Annotated in this window: 16 protein-coding genes; 10 read left to right on the top strand and 6 right to left on the bottom strand. The window is 67.2% G+C overall.

Features of this window, described 5'->3' with window-relative positions; genetic code table 11:
- Positions 1-3 precede the first annotated feature (3 nt).
- Positions 4-618 carry a TetR/AcrR family transcriptional regulator gene (locus OG874_RS44360; RefSeq protein ID WP_330252999.1) on the bottom strand — a complete coding sequence of 205 codons (615 nt, stop codon included), beginning with the start codon at positions 616-618 and terminating at the stop codon, positions 4-6.
- A gap of 98 nt (positions 619-716) precedes the next feature.
- On the opposite strand from OG874_RS44360, the gene OG874_RS44355 reads away from it, so the two are divergent.
- From OG874_RS44355 to fadD11, 7 genes are all read left to right on the top strand, one after another.
- On the top strand, positions 717-1,601 hold the full coding sequence (locus OG874_RS44355) for a metal-dependent hydrolase (protein WP_330252998.1): 885 nt from the start codon (positions 717-719) through the stop codon (positions 1,599-1,601).
- A gap of 13 nt (positions 1,602-1,614) precedes the next feature.
- A complete protein-coding gene (locus tag OG874_RS44350; RefSeq protein WP_330252997.1) occupies positions 1,615-2,652 on the top strand; it encodes a PDR/VanB family oxidoreductase in 1,038 nt (345 codons plus the stop codon).
- A 26-nt stretch (positions 2,653-2,678) separates the two neighbouring features.
- Positions 2,679-3,179 (top strand): SRPBCC family protein, encoded by a 501-nt coding sequence (locus OG874_RS44345; RefSeq protein ID WP_330252996.1) that lies wholly within the window; start codon positions 2,679-2,681, stop codon positions 3,177-3,179.
- Positions 3,180-3,210: 31 nt separating this feature from the next.
- Entirely contained in the window at positions 3,211-4,674 is a 1,464-nt protein-coding gene (locus OG874_RS44340; protein WP_330252995.1) for a flavin-containing monooxygenase, read from the top strand.
- Positions 4,674-5,546, top strand: coding sequence for a short-chain dehydrogenase/reductase (locus OG874_RS44335; RefSeq protein WP_330252994.1), 873 nt, complete (start codon positions 4,674-4,676; stop codon positions 5,544-5,546). The genes OG874_RS44340 and OG874_RS44335 overlap by 1 nt, the downstream gene beginning before the upstream one ends.
- A gap of 243 nt (positions 5,547-5,789) precedes the next feature.
- Positions 5,790-5,945, top strand: a complete 156-nt coding sequence (locus OG874_RS44330) for a hypothetical protein (RefSeq protein WP_330252993.1) — start codon at positions 5,790-5,792, stop codon at positions 5,943-5,945.
- Complete coding sequence (gene fadD11 / locus OG874_RS44325) at positions 5,942-7,732, top strand: fatty acid--CoA ligase FadD11 (RefSeq protein ID WP_330252992.1); 1,791 nt, start codon at positions 5,942-5,944, stop codon at positions 7,730-7,732. Before OG874_RS44330 ends, fadD11 begins: the two co-directional genes overlap by 4 nt.
- Positions 7,733-7,747: 15 nt before the next feature.
- Here the strand turns inward: fadD11 and OG874_RS44320 are convergent, their stop codons facing one another.
- The gene (locus tag OG874_RS44320; protein ID WP_330252991.1) at positions 7,748-7,960 is read right to left on the bottom strand and encodes a hypothetical protein; all 213 of its coding nucleotides are present in this window, start codon (positions 7,958-7,960) and stop codon (positions 7,748-7,750) included.
- 14 nt (positions 7,961-7,974) lie between these two features.
- On the opposite strand from OG874_RS44320, the gene OG874_RS44315 reads away from it, so the two are divergent.
- Positions 7,975-8,109 (top strand): hypothetical protein, encoded by a 135-nt coding sequence (locus OG874_RS44315; protein WP_330252990.1) that lies wholly within the window; start codon positions 7,975-7,977, stop codon positions 8,107-8,109.
- 50 nt (positions 8,110-8,159) lie between these two features.
- Here OG874_RS44315 and OG874_RS44310 read toward each other — a convergent pair whose 3' ends face one another.
- Positions 8,160-8,756 (bottom strand): TetR/AcrR family transcriptional regulator, encoded by a 597-nt coding sequence (locus OG874_RS44310; protein WP_330252989.1) that lies wholly within the window; start codon positions 8,754-8,756, stop codon positions 8,160-8,162.
- Positions 8,757-8,838: 82 nt separating this feature from the next.
- On the opposite strand from OG874_RS44310, the gene OG874_RS44305 reads away from it, so the two are divergent.
- Both OG874_RS44305 and OG874_RS44300 read left to right on the top strand, forming a co-directional pair.
- A complete protein-coding gene (locus OG874_RS44305) occupies positions 8,839-9,270 on the top strand; it encodes a tautomerase family protein (RefSeq protein WP_330252988.1) in 432 nt (143 codons plus the stop codon).
- Positions 9,263-10,396 (top strand): zinc-dependent alcohol dehydrogenase, encoded by a 1,134-nt coding sequence (locus OG874_RS44300; RefSeq protein ID WP_330252987.1) that lies wholly within the window; start codon positions 9,263-9,265, stop codon positions 10,394-10,396. The genes OG874_RS44305 and OG874_RS44300 overlap by 8 nt, the downstream gene beginning before the upstream one ends.
- Positions 10,397-10,546: 150 nt before the next feature.
- On the opposite strand, the gene OG874_RS44295 is transcribed toward OG874_RS44300, so the two are convergent.
- The 3 genes from OG874_RS44295 to OG874_RS44285 form a co-directional block, all read right to left on the bottom strand.
- A complete protein-coding gene (locus OG874_RS44295; RefSeq protein ID WP_330252986.1) occupies positions 10,547-14,380 on the bottom strand; it encodes an ABC transporter ATP-binding protein in 3,834 nt (1,277 codons plus the stop codon).
- Positions 14,377-15,720: an LLM class flavin-dependent oxidoreductase gene (locus OG874_RS44290; protein WP_330252985.1), complete on the bottom strand. Its 1,344-nt coding sequence runs from the start codon at positions 15,718-15,720 to the stop codon at positions 14,377-14,379. Before OG874_RS44290 ends, OG874_RS44295 begins: the two co-directional genes overlap by 4 nt.
- A 301-nt stretch (positions 15,721-16,021) precedes the next feature.
- Positions 16,022-17,182, bottom strand: a complete 1,161-nt coding sequence (locus tag OG874_RS44285) for an ROK family transcriptional regulator (RefSeq protein WP_330252984.1) — start codon at positions 17,180-17,182, stop codon at positions 16,022-16,024.
- Positions 17,183-17,199: the final 17 nt, after the last annotated feature.

Here is a 17,199-nt window from a genome sequence, read left to right as displayed (position 1 = left end):
GGTTCAGCCGACGATGATCGGGAGCAGATAGGTCCGGGCGAAGGCGGTGAGTTCGGGGGTGGATTCGAGGGGGACGCCGCCGTGCGGAGCGAGGATGAGGGAGTGCACGACGCGACAGACGACTTCGGCGCGGGTGAGTAGGTCCGGGGTTTCGGGCATCAGTCCGCGGGCGGTCGCGCGTTCCAGCGCGGCGGCGGTCGTCGCGACCGACAGCGTGAATACCGTTGCGCCTTCGGTGGTGAGCTTGGTGATGACCCGTTCGGGTTCGATCGCCAGCATGCGCTGCGCGAGTGGGTGATTGCGCCACTTGGTGAGAACGGTGACGAGGATATCGGCGACCAGATCGCCGATATCCTCGTGCCGCTCGGCGATCTGCGCCACCTCGGCCAGTACCACGCGGACCTCGCGGCTCACGACGGCCTGCACCAAGTCGTCGCGCGAGCCAACGCGCCGGTAGACGGTGACACGGTCCACCCCCGCCTGCCGGGCAACGTCCTCGATCGTCGTCTTCTTGACACCGACCTTCTCGAACTGGACCAGGGCCGCGTCCAGGATCTGCGATTCGATGCTGTCGTCGGCATCCTTCGGGCGCACCGATGGCGTGGTCGTGGCTGACACAGTCTCCACGGTAGCAATATCCGGATAATCTGCAACATTCTGGAACAAACTGTTGCTGCAACATTGCAATACATTTTGTGGATCTGTACATTCGACGCATGGCTGAGAAGGCTGGCGCGACGCGGCGCCCGTACCGGGACGAAGTGCACGCGATCAATGCCCGAGACGTTCATTTCGACTTCGGCTCGGTTCCGATGCACTACATCCCCGGCGAGGTCCTGGCGACCCACATCGTCAACGTGATGCATCTGGTGCTCCCCGAGGGCGAGCGAGCCATGGCCCAATGCCTCGCGGAGGCACTGCCGTTCATCGATGACGAGCGGCTGCGGGAGGAGGTGCAGGGCTTCATCGGCCAGGAATCCATGCATGCGGCCAGTCACGAACGGGCCCGCGCACATCTGCAGTCGATCGGGCTGGACGTCGACTCCTACGTATCCAAGATCGGGTGGCTGGTGGACCGTCTCCTGGGCGGCCACGGACTCACCGGCCGCGCCCGACAGGAGTGGCTGAAGGAACGACTCGGGCTGTTCGCCGGAATGGAGCATTTCACCGCGGTGATCGGCGAGTGGCTGCTGAACGCGGACATCCTCGAAGAACGCGGCATGCATCCGGCGATGCTGGACCTGGTCCGGTGGCACGGCGCGGAGGAGGTCGAGCACCGCAGCGTCGTATTCGACGCGTATATGCATGTGGACGGCGGCTACGCCCGCCGGGCGCGCACCGCGGTCCTCGCGACCGCCACGTTGCTGCCGCTGTTCATCGTCTCGACCGCCTATCTGTACCGGAAGGATCCGTCGGCGGATAAGGGCCGATTCTGGGGCCTGCAGTTCACCAGCGCCACCAAGCGTGGCGTAATCCCCAGCTGGACAACATTTTTCACCGAGATGCCACGGTACCTGCGCCCGGGCTTTCACCCCTCCCAGCTGGGTCCGATGGACAAGGCGCTGCGCTACCTCGCGCACTCCCCCGCCGCGCGGCACTGAGGAAACGAGAACGATGGCAAAGGAATTCACCCCACCGCCGAGCCTGCGGATGCTGGGGGCCGTCATAGACGCCTACAAGCAGGTCTTCGTCTCCGGGCCCACCGCACCGTTGTTGTCCTCATCGAATCCGGTGCGCCGCGACGGATTCGCCCTGGATCTGGTCGTGGACCGGGTGACGGTGGAGGCCGAGGACGTGCGCTCCTTCACGCTGCACGCGGCCGGTGCACCGCTACCCACCTGGCGGCCGGGCGCACACCTGGATGTCTTCCTGCCCTCGGGTAAGCATCGGCAGTACTCACTGTGCGGCGACCCGAACGATCGCTCCCGCTACCGAATCGCGGTGCGGCGCATCGCCGACGGCGGCGGCGGCGGATCGATCGAGATGCACCGGGATGTGCGCGGCGGTGACGTGCTGCGGGTGCGTGGACCGCGTAATGCGTTCACCTTCGTCGAGGCGCCGTCGTACCTGTTCATCGCGGGCGGTATCGGCATCACCCCGATTCTGCCGATGGTCGAGGCCGCCGGCGCACGCGGGCACCTGGTCTATCTCGGGCGGTCGCGGGCATCGATGCCGTTCCTCGATGAACTGCCCGGTGCGGAGATCCGCCCGGACGACGAATTCGGGGTGCCCGATATCGCGGAGTTGATCGAACGCGCCGAACCCGGTGCGGCCGTGTACGTTTGCGGTCCCCCGCCCGTACTGGCCGCCGCGCAGCGGACCATGTTCACCATCAACCCGACCGGCTCGCTGCACACCGAGCGCTTCTCCGCGCCGCCGGTGACCGACGGCCGGGAATTCGAGATCACCCTGGCCCGCACCGGGCGCACGATCCGGGTCGGCGCACAGGAGACCGCACTCGCCGCGATCCGGCGCACGGTGCCCGATGCCGTCTATTCCTGCCAGCAGGGCTTCTGCGGCACCTGCAAAACGCGGGTCCTGGCCGGCGATATCGATCACCGCGACCTGAGTCTGCTCGACACCGAACGCACCGACCACATGCTCACCTGTGTCTCCCGCGCGGCGGGCGACGCACTGGTCCTCGACCTGTAGCCCCATTCGAAGGGACGAAAACGTCCATGGCACAACGCTATGCACTCGCCGAATCCGACGACGACTTCCTCACGACCGCCGCTCGACGTTACATACACACCGTCGATATCGCGGCCGATCCCGCGGCCGTATGGACCGCATTGACCGCGGATGACGCGCTGGTGTCGTGGTCGGCCGTGATCACCGCCGCGGCATGGACCGCACCGCGCCCGTTCGGCGTCGGCACCACCCGCACCGTCACCCTCGGCGGCGCGGTACGGCTGGACGAGCGGTTCTACCGATGGGACGAGGGCAAGCGGATGACCTTCACCGTCGATTCCGCGTCCATTCCGGGACTGCGGCGCTTCGCCGAAGACATCGTGCTCACACCGCACGCCGAAGGCACCCGCCTGACTTGGACATTCGCTCTCGAGGGCAGCTCCGCGCTGCGACCGCTGCTGGCGCTGGCCGGTCCCGCGAACCGACTCCTCACCTCGACCATTGCCACGGGCATCGCCCGCCGGGTCCGCACCCGAGCGAGGAACTGATGCCGGTGCCGCACGGAAGGACCCGCTAGCAATGGCTACCTCGACCGAACACCGACAGATCGCGATCGTCGGCGCCGGCTTCGGCGGCATCGGACTCGCGATCAAGTTGCGACAGGCCGGATTCGACGATCTGGTCATCCTGGAGCGGGCCGACGACCTCGGTGGCACCTGGCAGGCCAATACCTACCCCGGCTGCGCCTGTGATGTGCCCTCGCAGCTGTACAGCTATTCCTTCGCGCCGAATCCGAACTGGTCGCGCAAGTACGGCAGGCAGCCGGAGATCCTCGACTACCTCCGCTCGGTTGCGACGAAACACGATGTGCTGCACCATATTCGATTCGATACCGAACTGCTCGACGCACGCTGGGATGAGAAAGCCTCGCGCTGGCGTATCGATACCACTCGAGGCGCATTCACCGCCGACTTCCTGATCTCCGCAACCGGCCTGTTCGCCGAGGCCAAGTATCCGTCGCTGCCCGGCCTGGACACCTTCGCGGGCAAGGCTTTCCATTCACTGCACTGGGACCACGACTACGACCTCACCGGCAAGCGGGTCGCGGTGATCGGCACCGGAGCATCGGCGGTGCAATTCGTGCCCGAAATCCAGTCGAAGGTCGCCGCACTCACCCTCTTCCAGCGGTCCGCGCCGTGGATCGTGCCCCGCATGGACCGACGTACCGTCGGTTTGGAGCGCTTGCTGCTACGGCAGATCCCGCTGGCGGGCAAGCTGATTCGCGGTAGCTGGTTCACCGCCATCGAGGGCTTCGGTCTGGTCGGATTCGTCGACAAGCGCTTCCGGCACCCCTATGAACTGCTGGGCCGGTTGCAGTTACGGCGGCAAGTCCGGGATCCGCGACTACGCCGCACGCTCACCCCGGACTACATGATCGGCTGCAAGCGCGCGATCTTCTCCGACTCCTATCTCCCCGCACTGGACCAGCCCAATGTCGAGGTCGTCACCGACGGCATCGCCGAAGTACGGCCGCACTCGATCGTGCTGCGCGACGGCACCGAACGCGCTGTCGACACGATCGTCTACGGCACCGGATTCACCGCTATCCCCAGCGCATTCGAACGATTCATCGGCCGCGACGGGCTATCGATGGCCGAGCTCTATCGCAAGCAGCCGCAAAGCTATCTCGGCGCCACCCTCGCCGGATTCCCGAACTTCTTCTGCACCCTCGGACCGTTCGGCGCCGCGGGCAACCAATCCGCCATCTTCATGATCGAATCGCAGATCGCCTACATCGTGGACGCCCTGACCACGATGCGCGCGAGCGGTGCGCGCCGCGTGGAGGTGAAGCCGCAAGTACAGGACGCCTTCCTGGACGAGATGGCGCGGCGCAGTGCGGAAACGGTCTGGGTCACCGGTGGCTGCACCGGCTACTACCAAACTCCGGACGGCCGCAACGCTGGCCTGTACCCCAACTGGAGCTTCGAATACCGCCGTCGCACCAGCCGATTCGACGCCGACTCCTATGAGGTGCGCGCCTGATGGATATCGGACAGCTCAACCCGCTACGCCTGCTCGCCCCGCACTACGACGTGGACGGTAAGGCCGTGCTCATCACCGGTGCGGCCCAAGGTATCGGCCGCGAACTCGCCACGATTCTGCATCGGCGCGGCGCCTCGATCGCGGTGGTCGATATCGACGAGACCGGCGCCGAGGCCGCGGCTGCGACGCTCGGGCACCGGTCAGTGGCGATCGGTGCGGATGTAGCGGACCGGGAAGGCATGGCGAAGGCGATCACGCGCACCGTCGAACACTTCGGCGGGCTCGACGTCGTGGTCGCCAACGCGGGGGTCGTACCGGCACCGGCAACGCTGCGCACCATGGCCGGACGCGATTTCGATCGCGTCATCGATATCAACCTGACCGGTGTGTTCAACACCGTCCACCCCGCGCTCGACCACATCGTCGCGGCGCGTGGACATATCGCGGTCATCTCCTCGTGCGCCGCCTTCGCGCCCGGTATGGGCGGCGCGCCCTACATGGTCAGCAAGGCAGGCGTCGAACAACTCGGCCGGGCACTGCGCGTGGAGCTCGCGCCGCACGGCGCCACCGCGGGCGTCTCCTACTTCGGCATCGTCGACACGGAAATGACCCACGCGACACTCGATCGCGACGATCTGGGTCGTGCACTCGACAGCCTGCTGCCCTGGCCGCTCAACGTCCGCATCACCGCGGCCGAAGCCGCGCGCGTGATCGCCGGCGGCATCGACCGCCGGGCCGCCCGAACCATCGCACCGACCGGCTGGGAGCCATACGCGCTGCTGCGCGGCATCGTGAATATCGCGCTGGATCACCGACTCACCCGCGACCCACGGGTCGCCCAGCTGATCCGCAGACTGGAGAGTCGGCAGTGACCAGCCGCCCGGAGCCGCTGTACGACCACGACGGCGATCGAGTTGCCGCCCCGCTGAACATCAGTCGTACCGCGATCGCGGCCGCGGTGGCCATTGCCGGACTCGGAACCGTCCGAACGGTTCTCCTCCGGTCGAGATCGGATGCGCCGGATCCCCTGCGCGGGTCATTTCGCGCCCGGACGCTGCGTCAGGCGTCGGCGCTGACCGTGCGCCGATTGGCGGAGCGCACGCCGGTCAGCTCGAATGGCGGTATGCGAACTGGCCGTGTGGCCCGACCAGATGCACGTCTTCCACGCCATGCCCGCACTCGTCCCGGAAGCACGGACCGCCTATCGCGCGGCCGCCCGCTTCGTCACCGACATCCTCGACGCGACCACTCGGACCGAAAGAACCTCATGACGACCAACCATCGCTTCGACACCCTGTGTGCCGCTTTCCAGCACATCGCGACCATCGCACCCGACGCCATCGCGCTGCGCACGCCCGGCGACGAGCACACTATGACGTGGCGCGAGTACGCGGACCGGGTTCGGCTGGTCGCGGCGGGTCTGGCAGCGCTCGGGGTGCGTCGCGGCGATACGGTCGCGTTGATGATGTCGAACCGAATCGACTTCTACCCGTTGGAAATCGGCGCACAACACCTCGGCGCCACCTCGTTCTCGGTGTACAACACGCTCTCCGCCGAACAGCTCGCGCACGTGCTGAACAACGCGGGCGCGCGGGTGGTGCTGTGCGAACCGCAGTACGTCGATCGACTCAGGGCGAGCGGAGTCGAGCTGGACCACATCGTATGCGTGGACGACGCACCCACGGGGACACTGTCCGTGCCCGAGCTGCTGACCGCGGGCAGGGCGGACTTCGACTTCGAGACGGCATGGCGAGATGTGCGGCCCGATGACATCGCGACGCTGATCTATACCTCCGGCACCACGGGAAACCCCAAGGGCGTCGAAACGACGCATGCCAACCTGCTGTTCGAGGCCTATTCGGTCGAGGCGGTCCTGGGGATCCGGTTCGGCGACACCATCACCTCCTATCTGCCGGCCGCGCACATCGCCGACCGGCTCACCGCGCTGTACCTGCAAGAAGTCTTCGGCACCCAGGTGACCTGTGTCGCCGATGCCAAGCAGATCGCACCCGCGCTGGCCGAGCTGCGGCCGACGATCTGGGGTGCGGTACCACGTGTCTGGGAAAAGCTGAGGGCGGCAATCGAATTCGTCGTCGCGAACGAGCCGGATGAATCCCGCCGCCAGGCCATGCAGTGGGCGCTGGCGGTAGCCGCCGAGCGCAGTGCACATCAACTCGCGGGCGAACCGGTGCCGGAGACGGTGGCGGCCGACTGGGTAAAGGCCGACGAACTGGTCCTGTCGAAGCTGCGCGCCAGGCTCGGCTTCGATCGGATCCGGTGGGCGATATCCGGCGCCGCGCCGATTCCACCCGAGACCCTGGGATTCTTTGCCGGACTTGGCATTCCGATCGCCGAGATCTGGGGCATGTCCGAACTCACCTGCATCTGCAGCGTCAGCCGTCCGGAGGAGGCCAAGCTGGGCACCGTCGGCCGGATGCTGCCCGGTATGCAGGCGAAAATCGCCGCCGACGGCGAACTGCTCATCCACGGCCCACTGGTCATGAAGGGCTATCGCGGTGAGCCGGACAAGACCGCCGAGGCGATCGACCCCGAGGGATGGTTGCGCACCGGCGATATCGGCACCATCGATGACGACGGGTTCCTGCGGATCATCGACCGCAAGAAAGAAATGATCATCAACGCCGCCGGCAAGAACATGTCACCGAGCAATATCGAGAACGCCATCAAAGCGGCGACCCCGTTGATCGGCGCGATCGCGGTGATCGGCGACGGGCAGCCTTACAACACCGCGCTGATCGTGCTCGACGCCGAAAGTTCCGATGCCGCGGCGCGCGGCCTGCCCGACGGCTCGGCACTGGCGGCCGACACCGAAATCATTCGGCAGATCGCGAAGGGCGTCGCCGCTGGCAATACCAAACTGTCGCGGGCCGAGCAGGTCAAACGATTCCGCATCCTGCCGACATGCTGGGAGCCCGGCGGCGACGAGATGACTCTGACGATGAAACTGAAGCGCCGGATCATCACCGACAAATACGCCACCGAAATCGCCGAAATGTACAACGCAGGAATCGGTTCCGAGGTGCACGAACCGGCCTGACCGAATGGATCGGGCCTACTCGGTGTCGGTTCCGAACAGCACTGTCAGCACAGCTCGCATGATCTCGGGGTGGTCGGTCTGCTCCCGGTCGAGCAGCCATTGCTGCTGCGTCCCGTCCAGCAGGGCCAGCAGCGCGGTCGCCGCGGCGTACGGGGTCAGGCCGCTGGGCATCTCCAGCGCGACCGCCAGGATCTCCTCGTGCCGTGAACTCGTCACGGTGTCCGACACCCCCACACCACCGCATGCTGATTGACACCGACCACCGCCTGGTTTTCCAGGACAATGCGAAGATCGCCCAGGTAACCGAGAACGCTGGGGTCCAGGGGCCACCGACCTCGGAGTTCTACGAGGCAGTCGAGAGCGCCGATACATTCTGATCGCGTGCGGGTCGCGCCACTGACACCGGCAGGCGTCGCCCCGCGCAGGACTAGCTCGGGTCGCCGACGAGCGCTTCGATGACGCGCTCGAGGCGGGTGGCGACCTGATCGAGCGGGCGGGTGCTGCGTTCGGCTCGACACATGGCCACGGTGCCTTCGATGGCGGCCACGATCAAGGTGGCGGTCTGTTCGGCATCCGCGTCGGTGGCGCCGTGCTCGCGCAACGACTCGGCCAACAGCTCGATCCAGTTCCGGAAGGCCTGCGCGGCGGCCCGCTGAGGCGCGTCGTCGCTGTCGGCGGGTTCCTCTACCGCAACCGCCAGCACCGGGCATCCCGCCCGGAAGTCGCTGTCGATCACCACATTTCGCCACATGTCCACGAACGCCCGCAGCCCGGCCGCCGGGCCCGCGGGCAGTTCCCTGGCGAGTTTGCGAGCGGCCAGTGCGTCGGCGAATCGGACGGCCTCGGTGGCCAGTTGCGACTTGCCGCCGGGGAAGTAGTGATAGGTCGACCCGAGCGGGGCCTGGGCGTGTTTGGCCAGCTCTCGCACACTGGTCGCGTTCAAGCCTCGGCGGCGGATCATATCCGCCGCACCGGCCACCATTCGCTCGCGCGACTCCGCCACGTCCGCCTCCCTCTTGCTCATAACGACTGTCATAGCGTACCGTCCAACTCCTATAACGGTCGTTATAAGTCCTGGTTTTCCGACATCGAATGGAGTTCTAGCTATGCCGATGATCCAGCTGACCCTGCCCGGCGGCGTCCTCACCGCCGAGCGTCGAACCGAGCTGCGCAAGACGCTCGAGACAACGCTGCTGCAGTGGGAAGGCGCACCCGACACCGCGTTCTTCCGCAGCCTGGCCTGGAGCCGGGTGGATGAGGTGCCTGATGGCGCGTTCGGCAGCGCGGAGGACGATCTGCCGCGATTCCGAGTCGATGTCACGGTGCCCGAAGGGGCGCTGTCCGAGCGCCGGAAAGCGGGCTTGATCACCGCGGTGACCACCGATGTCCTCACGGCCGCGGGGCTTTCCGATGCGGATGGACTGCGGGTGTGGGTGCTGATTCACGAACAGCCCGAGGGCACGTGGGGCGCGGCCGGAAATGTGGTGCGGTTCGCCGAACTGGCCGCGCTGGCGAAGGGTCAGCGGGCGGATGCGTGAACTGCAGTTCATCCGTACCGGTCGGCTGGAATGGCGTGAGCGACCCGATCCGGTCCTTCGGGATCCGCGCGATGCGATCGTGCGCCCGTTCGTCGCGGCCCGCTGCGACGGCGACACCCTGCCCATCCATCGCCACGTATCGCGCGCCATGCAACTCGGGATGCGCACCGGGTTGATCGACCCGATCGTGGCCAGCATCTGCGGACCGGTCCCGTTCCGGGGGCCGTTCGGCATCGGCCACGAAGCCATCGCCGAGGTCATCGAGACCGGCCCCGAGGTGACCTCGCTCCGCCGCGGTGATCGGGTGGTGGTGCCATGGGCGATCTCCTGCGGATCCTGTCTCGAATGCACCCGCGGGCTGACCGCGAAGTGCTCGACCACGCGGACCAGCACCCTGGCCGCGTTCGGATTCGGTCCGGCCAGCGGCCAATGGGGCGGCATGGTCGCCGACGCGCTGCGTATCCCCTACGCCGACCACATGCTCGTCAAATTGCCTCCTGGATTGGACCCGCTGCGGGTGGCGGCCGCCAGCGACAACCTCGCCGACGCGTGGCGCTGCGTCGTGCCGCCGCTGGCCCAGCGGCCCGGTGGATCGGTGCTGGTGCTCGCCGGTGCCGCCCAGAGCATCGGCCTCTACGCCGCTGGGCTCGCCGTCGCCAACGGCGCAACCGTCGATTACGTCGACCATCGACCCGAACGGCTCGAGATCGCCGAAAAGCTCGGGGCCACAGTGCATCCCACGGCCGGCAAAGGTCGACTACGTGCTTCCGACATTCCCGGCCGCCGCTACGACATCGCCGTCGAAGCTACCTCGACCGCCGCCGGCGTCGATCTCGCACTGCGTGCCCTGGCACCCGGCGGATATTGCACTCCGGTCGGGTACTACCTGCCGCCCGGCACCAAGGTGCCGCTGATGCATATGTACGCCAACGACGCCACCCTCCACATCAGCGTCTCCCACGTCCGCCCCGTCCTACCCGACCTGCTCGACTTCATCGCCCGCACCGACTTCCCCGCCGAACACGTCACCACCTTGCTCGCCGACTGGGACGACGCACCCCACGCCTACACCAGCCGTACCACCAAGCTCGTCCTACACCGCCCACCACTCGACGCTACGACCTAGGCCAGGCCCGGATCGGCTGCACCGCAAGGGTTTACAGTGCATCGACGCCGGTGGGGGACGCGGACGGTAGTTTCACGGACGGCCAGTTTCGCCCATCTCGACGAGGCGCATCCCCGCCGAGCGGCAAACAGCGGATCGGTCAGAACGCCGTCAGCGACCTGATCGCACCGGCGGTGCCGCGCTCACCTCCTCGCCCACGTATGCCGCCCAGAGCCGCCGGTACGGTCCGTCCGCGGTGAGCAGATCGTCGTGACGGCCGGTCTGCAGTAGACGGCCCTCGCCGACCACGACGATCAGGTCGGCGTCGGCGGCGGTGGCCAATCGGTGGGCGACCACGACGGTGGTGCGTCCGGCCGTCAGGACGTCGACGGCCGCGCGAACCCTGGCATCGGTGGCCAGGTCCAGCGATGCGGTGGCCTCGTCGAGAATGAGGATGTCGGGCTCCACCAGTTGGGCGCGGGCCAGCGCGAGCAGTTGCCGTTGGCCGGCCGACAGGCTCGCGCCGTGTGCGCCGATCGGCTGGCGGTAGCCGTGTTCCAGGGCGGCGATCATCTCGTGTGCGCCGACCGCCCTTGCGGCCCATTCGATTTCGGCCGGAGTGGCGGCGGGTTTGCCGTAGGCGATGGCCGCGTGCACGGTGTCGCCGAACAGGAACGGTTCCTGCGGTACGACGCCGAGCCGCTTGCGGTAGTCGCGCAATCGGTAGCGCCGAATGTCGACGCCGTCGACGAGGACGGCACCGTCGGTGGTGTCGTACAGGCGCGCGAGCAGCTTCACGAGAGTGGATTTGCCCGCGCCCGTCTCGCCGACCACCGCCACCTTCTGGCCGGGCGCGATGCGCAGATCGATATCGGAAAGGACTCGTTTCCCGTCGCGGTCGTAGGCGAAACCGACACCGCGGAACTCGATTTCACCGGCGAGGCGCCGCACCGGCTGCGCCTGATCCGCATCCGGGGTGGTGACCGGTTCCCGCATGAGGACCGCGAGCCGCTGCACGCCGACCACCGCCTGCTGGTAGCTGTCGAAGACCTGGGACAGCTGCTGGATCGGCGCGAACAGCAGGTCGATATAGAGCAGGAACGCGATCAAAGTGCCTGCGGTGAGCGCGCTCTCGCGCACCTGGTGCACACCGACCGCGAGTACCGCGGCGGTGGCGAGCACCGACATGATCTCGATGAACGGAAAGAACACCGCCATCAGCGTCTGACTGCGCAGCCGCGCATCGCGGTAGCCCCAAGAGCGGCGGTCGAATTCGCGCTGATTGACCGCCTCCCGGCGGTATGCCTGGGTCACCGCGATGGTGTCGACGTTCTCCTGCAGGTAGGCATTGGCGGCGCTGACCTGTTCGCGCGCAAGGTTGTACGCGGGCACCGAGGCCCGGCGGAACGCGATCGTCGCCACCACCAGCACCGGCATCAGGGGCAGGACCACCAGCGCCAGCCCGGGGTCGATCACCACCAGCGCGACGATCACCCCGGCGATGGTGAGCGTGCTGGTCAGGGCGACCGCCAAGCCGGTCTGCAGGAAAGTGGACAGACCGTCGACATCGGTGATCATCCGAGTCATGATGCGCCCGGCCAGTTCTCGCTCGTAGAACTGCAGACCCAGGCGCTGGAGCTGCGCGAACACCTTCACCCGCAACCCGTATAGCAGCCGTTCGCCGGCGCGGCCGGTCACCCGCACCTGCGCGACGGTGATAGCCCAGTCCACCACGACCACCAGCAGCGCCAGACCCGCCGCGATCAACAACACATCGCGCGCACCGGTCAGCACACCATGGTCGATGCCGTAGCGCACCAGGAACGGAATCACAATCTGCGCCAGCGCGTCCAGCGCCACCAGCCCCAACCCGGCCAGCAGCGGCAACGCGAACGGCCGCAGCAGTCCGCGCAGATCGAATGCGGTATCCGGGGTGCGCGAAAAGTGTTCGGGCACATCGGGTTCCCCGGTGACCGGCGGCAGCTTGTCGATCAGCGCCCGCACGTCGCCGCTGGGCGGTGCGCTCGACATCATGCCGCCGCCCAGCTGCCCGCCCACGGCTCCCGGGGAGCTCGCCGCGCGTTGCGAGAAGGCCTTCGCCATCTGCTCGAGCGCCCGGGTCTCGTCGCCGTCGGTCTCGGTGTCCACCCATAGTCCGGCGGTGGGCACGGATTCCGCCGCGGTATCCAGATCTGCCGCGATACTGGCCGGATCGGGCGGGGTGAAGAGGGTCCGGAACAGCTCGCCGGAGCTTTGCAGTTCGTGCAGCGAACCCAGTTCGGCGATCCTTCCGCCGTCCAGCACCGCCACCCGGTCGGCCAGCGCAAGCGTTGAGATGCGGTGTGCCACAACGATAGTGGTGCGGCGCCGGACCTCGGCGGCGATGCGCGCGAAGATCTGTTCCTCCACCTGGGCGTCGATGGCGGAGGTGGCGTCATCGAGCACCAGGATGGGGGCATCGGTGATCAGCGCGCGGGCCAGGGCGAGCCGCTGCCGCTGCCCGCCGGACAGCCGCTGTCCGCGTTCACCGATGAGTGTGTCGAGCCCGTCGGGCAGCGCGGCCACGAATTCGTCGGCAGCGGCGAGGTGCAATGCGTGCCACACCTGGTCGTCGTCGGCGTCCGGACGCCCATAGGACACATTGGCGCGCACCGTATCCGCCATCAGCGAGGTGTCCTCGAAGACCATGGCCACTTGGCCGCGCAGCTGCGGCAGGTCCCGAATATCGTTGCCGTCGAGCAGGATTCGGCCCGCATCCGGATCGAACAGCCGTGGCAGCAGCTGCACCAGAATCGACTTTCCGGAGCCCGCCGCACCCGCGATCGCCATGGTCTCGCCCGGTTTGACCACTAGGTCGAGCCCGTCGAGCACCGGCGGCTGATCCTCGAATCCGAAACGCACACCCTGGAATTCGATACGCGGCGCACCGCTCGGCCGGATCGGGGACGCGGGGGTGGCGGCGCGCGCCTGGTCCGGGACCGGAGTCTCGATCACCTCGCGCACCCGATCCAGCGACGCCTTCCCCTGCTGACTGACGGTGAGCAGCATGGCGAACATCCGGATCGGCGGGACGAAGGATCCCAGATAGGTCATGAAGGCCAGGAAGGTGCCCAGGGTGATGGATTGCCGCAGCGCGAGCAGTCCGCCGACAATGAGCACCAGCGCCTGCCCCGCCGCCGGAATCGCCTGCATGGTGGGCGTGAATCGGCTGGTTATCCGAGTGATCCGCAACCGCGACCGGTACAGGTCGCGGGCGGAGTCGGCCAGCTGATCCAGCTCATGGGATTCCTGACCGAACCCCTTCACCACCCGCACGCCCGTCACCGCGGCCTCCACCCGCATGGCGACCTCGGCGGCCCGCGCCTGCGCATCCCAGTTGGCCGGGAACAGTTCGCGCTGACTGCGTGTCGTGATCAGCCACAGCGCCGGGACCACAAGCAGCGCGATCGCCGTCAGGGCAGGTGACATCGTCGACATCAGTACCAGCGACACCGCGAGCAGTATCGCGTTTCCGGAGACCAGCGGAACCAGTTGCAGGAACATCTGGATCAGCGTCACGTCGGTAATGGCGCGGCTCACCACCTGCCCGGTGTACAAGCCGGAGCGCTGCCGCCCATTGAGGCGCAACAGCGCCGCGAACAGATCGCGGCGCAGATCGTGCTGCACATCCAGCGACAGTCGCGAGGATCCGGTGCGGCGCTGATATCCGGCGGCGAATCGCACGGCGCCGACGGTGAGCAGCAGCGCGATCCATGGCAGCACCGATGCCTCGGTGGTGGTGAGGGTATCGACCATATGCCGCACGATCAGCGGCAGGACCGCGGTCAGCACCGCCGCCAGCACCGATCCGATGCCAGCGGTGAGCACCGTCCGCCGATGCGCCGCACAGCGCCGCAGCAGATACCGAATCCAGCCGGTGGACTGTGTGTTCGAGGGATGGGAATTCGGCTCCGCGGCCCCGGAATCCGAGGCCGCGGCGTCGAAACAGCCGGAGTCCGAACTCATCCGGCGACCACCAGCGCATCCGCTCCCGAGAACTGGTTCGCCGGCCGCGCCAGGCCGTAGTGGCCGCGCAGCGTGGTCTCGGTGTACTCGGTGCGGAACAGCCCGCGCCGCTGCAGGATCGGCACCACCTCGTCCACGAACCGCTCCAGACCGGACGGCAGCACCGCGGGCATGATGTTGAATCCGTCGGCCGCGCCGCGGGTGAACCACTCCTCGATGGTGTCGGCCACCTGCTCGGCGGTGCCCGCGAAGGTGTGATGACCGCGTCCGCCACCGAGGCGGCCGATCAGCTGACGCAGGGTAAGCCGTTCGCGCCGTGCGAGATTCACGATGAGCGTGAACCGGCTCTTCGCCCCCTGGATCTCGTCCTCGGTGGGCAGATCGTCGGGCAGCTCACTGTCGAGGTCGAGATCGTCCACCGGAATGCCCCAGTTGTGGGCGAGTTGACGCTTCGCGTATTCGGGCGAGATCAGCCGCTCCAGTTCGGCGTCCAGCTCCCGGGCATGTTCCTCGGTGTCACCGATGACGGGCACGATGCCGGGCAGGATCTTGATGGATTCCGGATCCCGGCCGAATGCGATCGCGCGGCGCTTCACATCGGCGTAGAACGCCAGACCGTCCTCGAGGGTCTGCTGCGCGGTGAATACGGCCTCGGCGTGGCGCGCCGCGAACTCCTTACCATCCTCGGACGAACCAGCCTGCACCAGAACGGGATACGCCTGCGGCGAGCGCGGCAGATTCAGCGGCCCCGCCACCTTGAAGAACCGGCCCTCGTGTTCGATCTTGCGCACCTTGTCGGGATCGGTGTGGACACCGGATTCCTTATCGGCAAGCACCGCGTCATCGGCCCAGCTGTCCCACAGCTTCGTCGCGACCTCGACGAATTCGGCGGCCTTCTCGTAGCGCAGCCTGTGGTCGGGGACGTCGTCGAGTCCGAAATTGCGGGCCGCGTCGCCTCCGGCGGTGGTGACGATATTCCAGCCGACCCGTCCATTCGACACCCAATCGATGGAGGCGAACCGGCGCGCCAGGTTGAACGGCGAGTTGTAGCTGGTGGATGCGGTGGCGATGAGACCGATCCGGGAGGTCTGCACGGCAATGGCGGTGAGCAGCACCGTGGGCTCGAGTTTGCCACTGGGGCGGCGTCCGGTGTCACCGAACAGCACGGGGCTGTCGGCGAAGAAGATGGAATCCAGCTTCCCGCGCTCGGCGATCTGCGCGAGACGCACATAGTGCTCGATCTTGGTGTTCGAATGCGGATCCGATTCCGGGAGCCGCCACGACGCCTCGTGGTGCCCGGTGGACATCAGAAATGCGTTGAGGTGCAGTTGTTTCGACATGCGGGAGTCCTTTCAGATACCGGCCGGGACGACGCCCAGCGCGGTCAGTAGGTAATTCCGGGGCGCCCGGATCGCGCTCGGCGGGAAGTTCGAAGGGAAGGGCGACGGTGCGGCGGCCAGTCCTATTCGGCGAATGGTGGTTCGCAATTTCGACCCTCTACGGCAAACGCCGGAATGCATTACGGAAATCCGAACGGCGGCGACAATCGAGGATTTCGAACCGGATGGCGGGTGCGTGCTTTCCCATACACCGACTGTCCCGTAAGACGTTGCGATCTGGCAACATTCGTTCGACTTAAAATTACTCGGAATAAAAGGCCGTGATCGCGGGGACCGGCGCGGCCGCGGCAACCACCCCCAGCGGATCGGTGAACAACTGCTGCAACACCACGGTGCCGGCCGCCGTTTCCAGTGCCCGCCCGATGAACGACGACCCCGTGACGATCTCCTCGGGCCGCTCACACGACGAGAACCGTCGCACCACATCGAGATACGCCGCGCGCACCCCCGGCACCCGCATCAGCGCCGGATCCACGATCACCACCGCATCCGGATCGAGTAGGTCGATCAGCACCGCGACCACCCGGCCGAGCACCCTGGCCCGATCCGCGAACAGTTCGCGCGCCGCCTCGTCCCGCTCGGCGACGGCGATGAGATCCGAAATACCGTTCACCGCAAGCGATTCCCGCCGAGCCCGCGCCACCAGGGCGCGATCGGTGCATTCGGCCAGCGCCGCCTCGGCCTCCCCACCGGCCAGCCGGGTAATCGCCCCGGCGGCCGACCGGGGACCGTAATGCACCCGCCCGTGCACCGCGAACGCCACATCGATCACATTGCCCGCGAACAGCGCCACCGTCGCCGCGGCGGTACGCGCCGTCCCGAACAACTGCTCCGCGTGCAGCAGCGCCCTGGTATGGCTGTCCAGACTGACCGGAAGTCCGGTTCGTTCGGAAAGATACTGTCGCACAGCGACATTGCGCCAGCGCAGGGAAATATGATCGACGACCGCCCCCGCCGTACTGTCGACCCACCCGCCGATCGCCACCCCCAGCCCGATCACCCGCTCGCTGAGTTCGGCCCGCAACCGCCGCACCTCGGCGGCCGCCGCGTCGAGAATCTCGTCCGGATCCAGACTCGAGTGTGGCAGGCGATGCGAGAGCCGTACTGTACCGGCGATATCGAGCACCGCGACAGTGACGTGCCCGGCCGCGATATGCACTCCGATCACCACATTGCCAGCGCTGTTCAACCCCAGCGGCGAATGTGGCCGCCCCATCCCGGCCGGGCTCGCCGTCTCCGGATGTTCGACCAGCAACCCGGCCGCCACCAGCGCCCGCACCTGCGTGGTCACCGTCGCCGGTGACAGCTCGGCCACCCGTGCGATCGCGGTCCGCGTCGCCACGCCCGATTCCAGCACCGCCCGCAGAACCGCCCCCGCGCTATTGCCCGCTGCCACCGCCATCCGAATTCACCTTCACC

Origin of the sequence: Nocardia sp. NBC_00565 (assembly GCF_036345915.1) — a bacterium.
GTDB lineage: Bacteria > Actinomycetota > Actinomycetes > Mycobacteriales > Mycobacteriaceae > Nocardia.
This window is presented reverse-complemented; position numbering and strand designations above follow the sequence as displayed.

Excerpts from the sequence above, each read along its gene's own strand:
- OG874_RS44355 (WP_330252998.1), top strand. The coding sequence starts at position 717 with ATGGCTGAGAAGGCTGGCGCGACGCGGCGCCCGTACCGGGACGAAGTG.
- OG874_RS44350 (WP_330252997.1), top strand. The coding sequence starts at position 1,615 with ATGGCAAAGGAATTCACCCCACCGCCGAGCCTGCGGATGCTGGGGGCC.
- OG874_RS44345 (WP_330252996.1), top strand. The coding sequence starts at position 2,679 with ATGGCACAACGCTATGCACTCGCCGAATCCGACGACGACTTCCTCACG.
- OG874_RS44340 (WP_330252995.1), top strand. The coding sequence starts at position 3,211 with ATGGCTACCTCGACCGAACACCGACAGATCGCGATCGTCGGCGCCGGC.
- OG874_RS44335 (WP_330252994.1), top strand. The coding sequence starts at position 4,674 with ATGGATATCGGACAGCTCAACCCGCTACGCCTGCTCGCCCCGCACTAC.
- OG874_RS44330 (WP_330252993.1), top strand. The coding sequence starts at position 5,790 with ATGGCGGTATGCGAACTGGCCGTGTGGCCCGACCAGATGCACGTCTTC.
- fadD11 (WP_330252992.1), top strand. The coding sequence starts at position 5,942 with ATGACGACCAACCATCGCTTCGACACCCTGTGTGCCGCTTTCCAGCAC.
- OG874_RS44315 (WP_330252990.1), top strand. The coding sequence starts at position 7,975 with ATGCTGATTGACACCGACCACCGCCTGGTTTTCCAGGACAATGCGAAG.
- OG874_RS44310 (WP_330252989.1), bottom strand. The coding sequence starts at position 8,756 with ATGAGCAAGAGGGAGGCGGACGTGGCGGAGTCGCGCGAGCGAATGGTG.
- OG874_RS44305 (WP_330252988.1), top strand. The coding sequence starts at position 8,839 with ATGCCGATGATCCAGCTGACCCTGCCCGGCGGCGTCCTCACCGCCGAG.
- OG874_RS44300 (WP_330252987.1), top strand. The coding sequence starts at position 9,263 with ATGCGTGAACTGCAGTTCATCCGTACCGGTCGGCTGGAATGGCGTGAG.
- OG874_RS44295 (WP_330252986.1), bottom strand. The coding sequence starts at position 14,380 with ATGAGTTCGGACTCCGGCTGTTTCGACGCCGCGGCCTCGGATTCCGGG.
- OG874_RS44290 (WP_330252985.1), bottom strand. The coding sequence starts at position 15,720 with ATGTCGAAACAACTGCACCTCAACGCATTTCTGATGTCCACCGGGCAC.
- OG874_RS44285 (WP_330252984.1), bottom strand. The coding sequence starts at position 17,182 with ATGGCGGTGGCAGCGGGCAATAGCGCGGGGGCGGTTCTGCGGGCGGTG.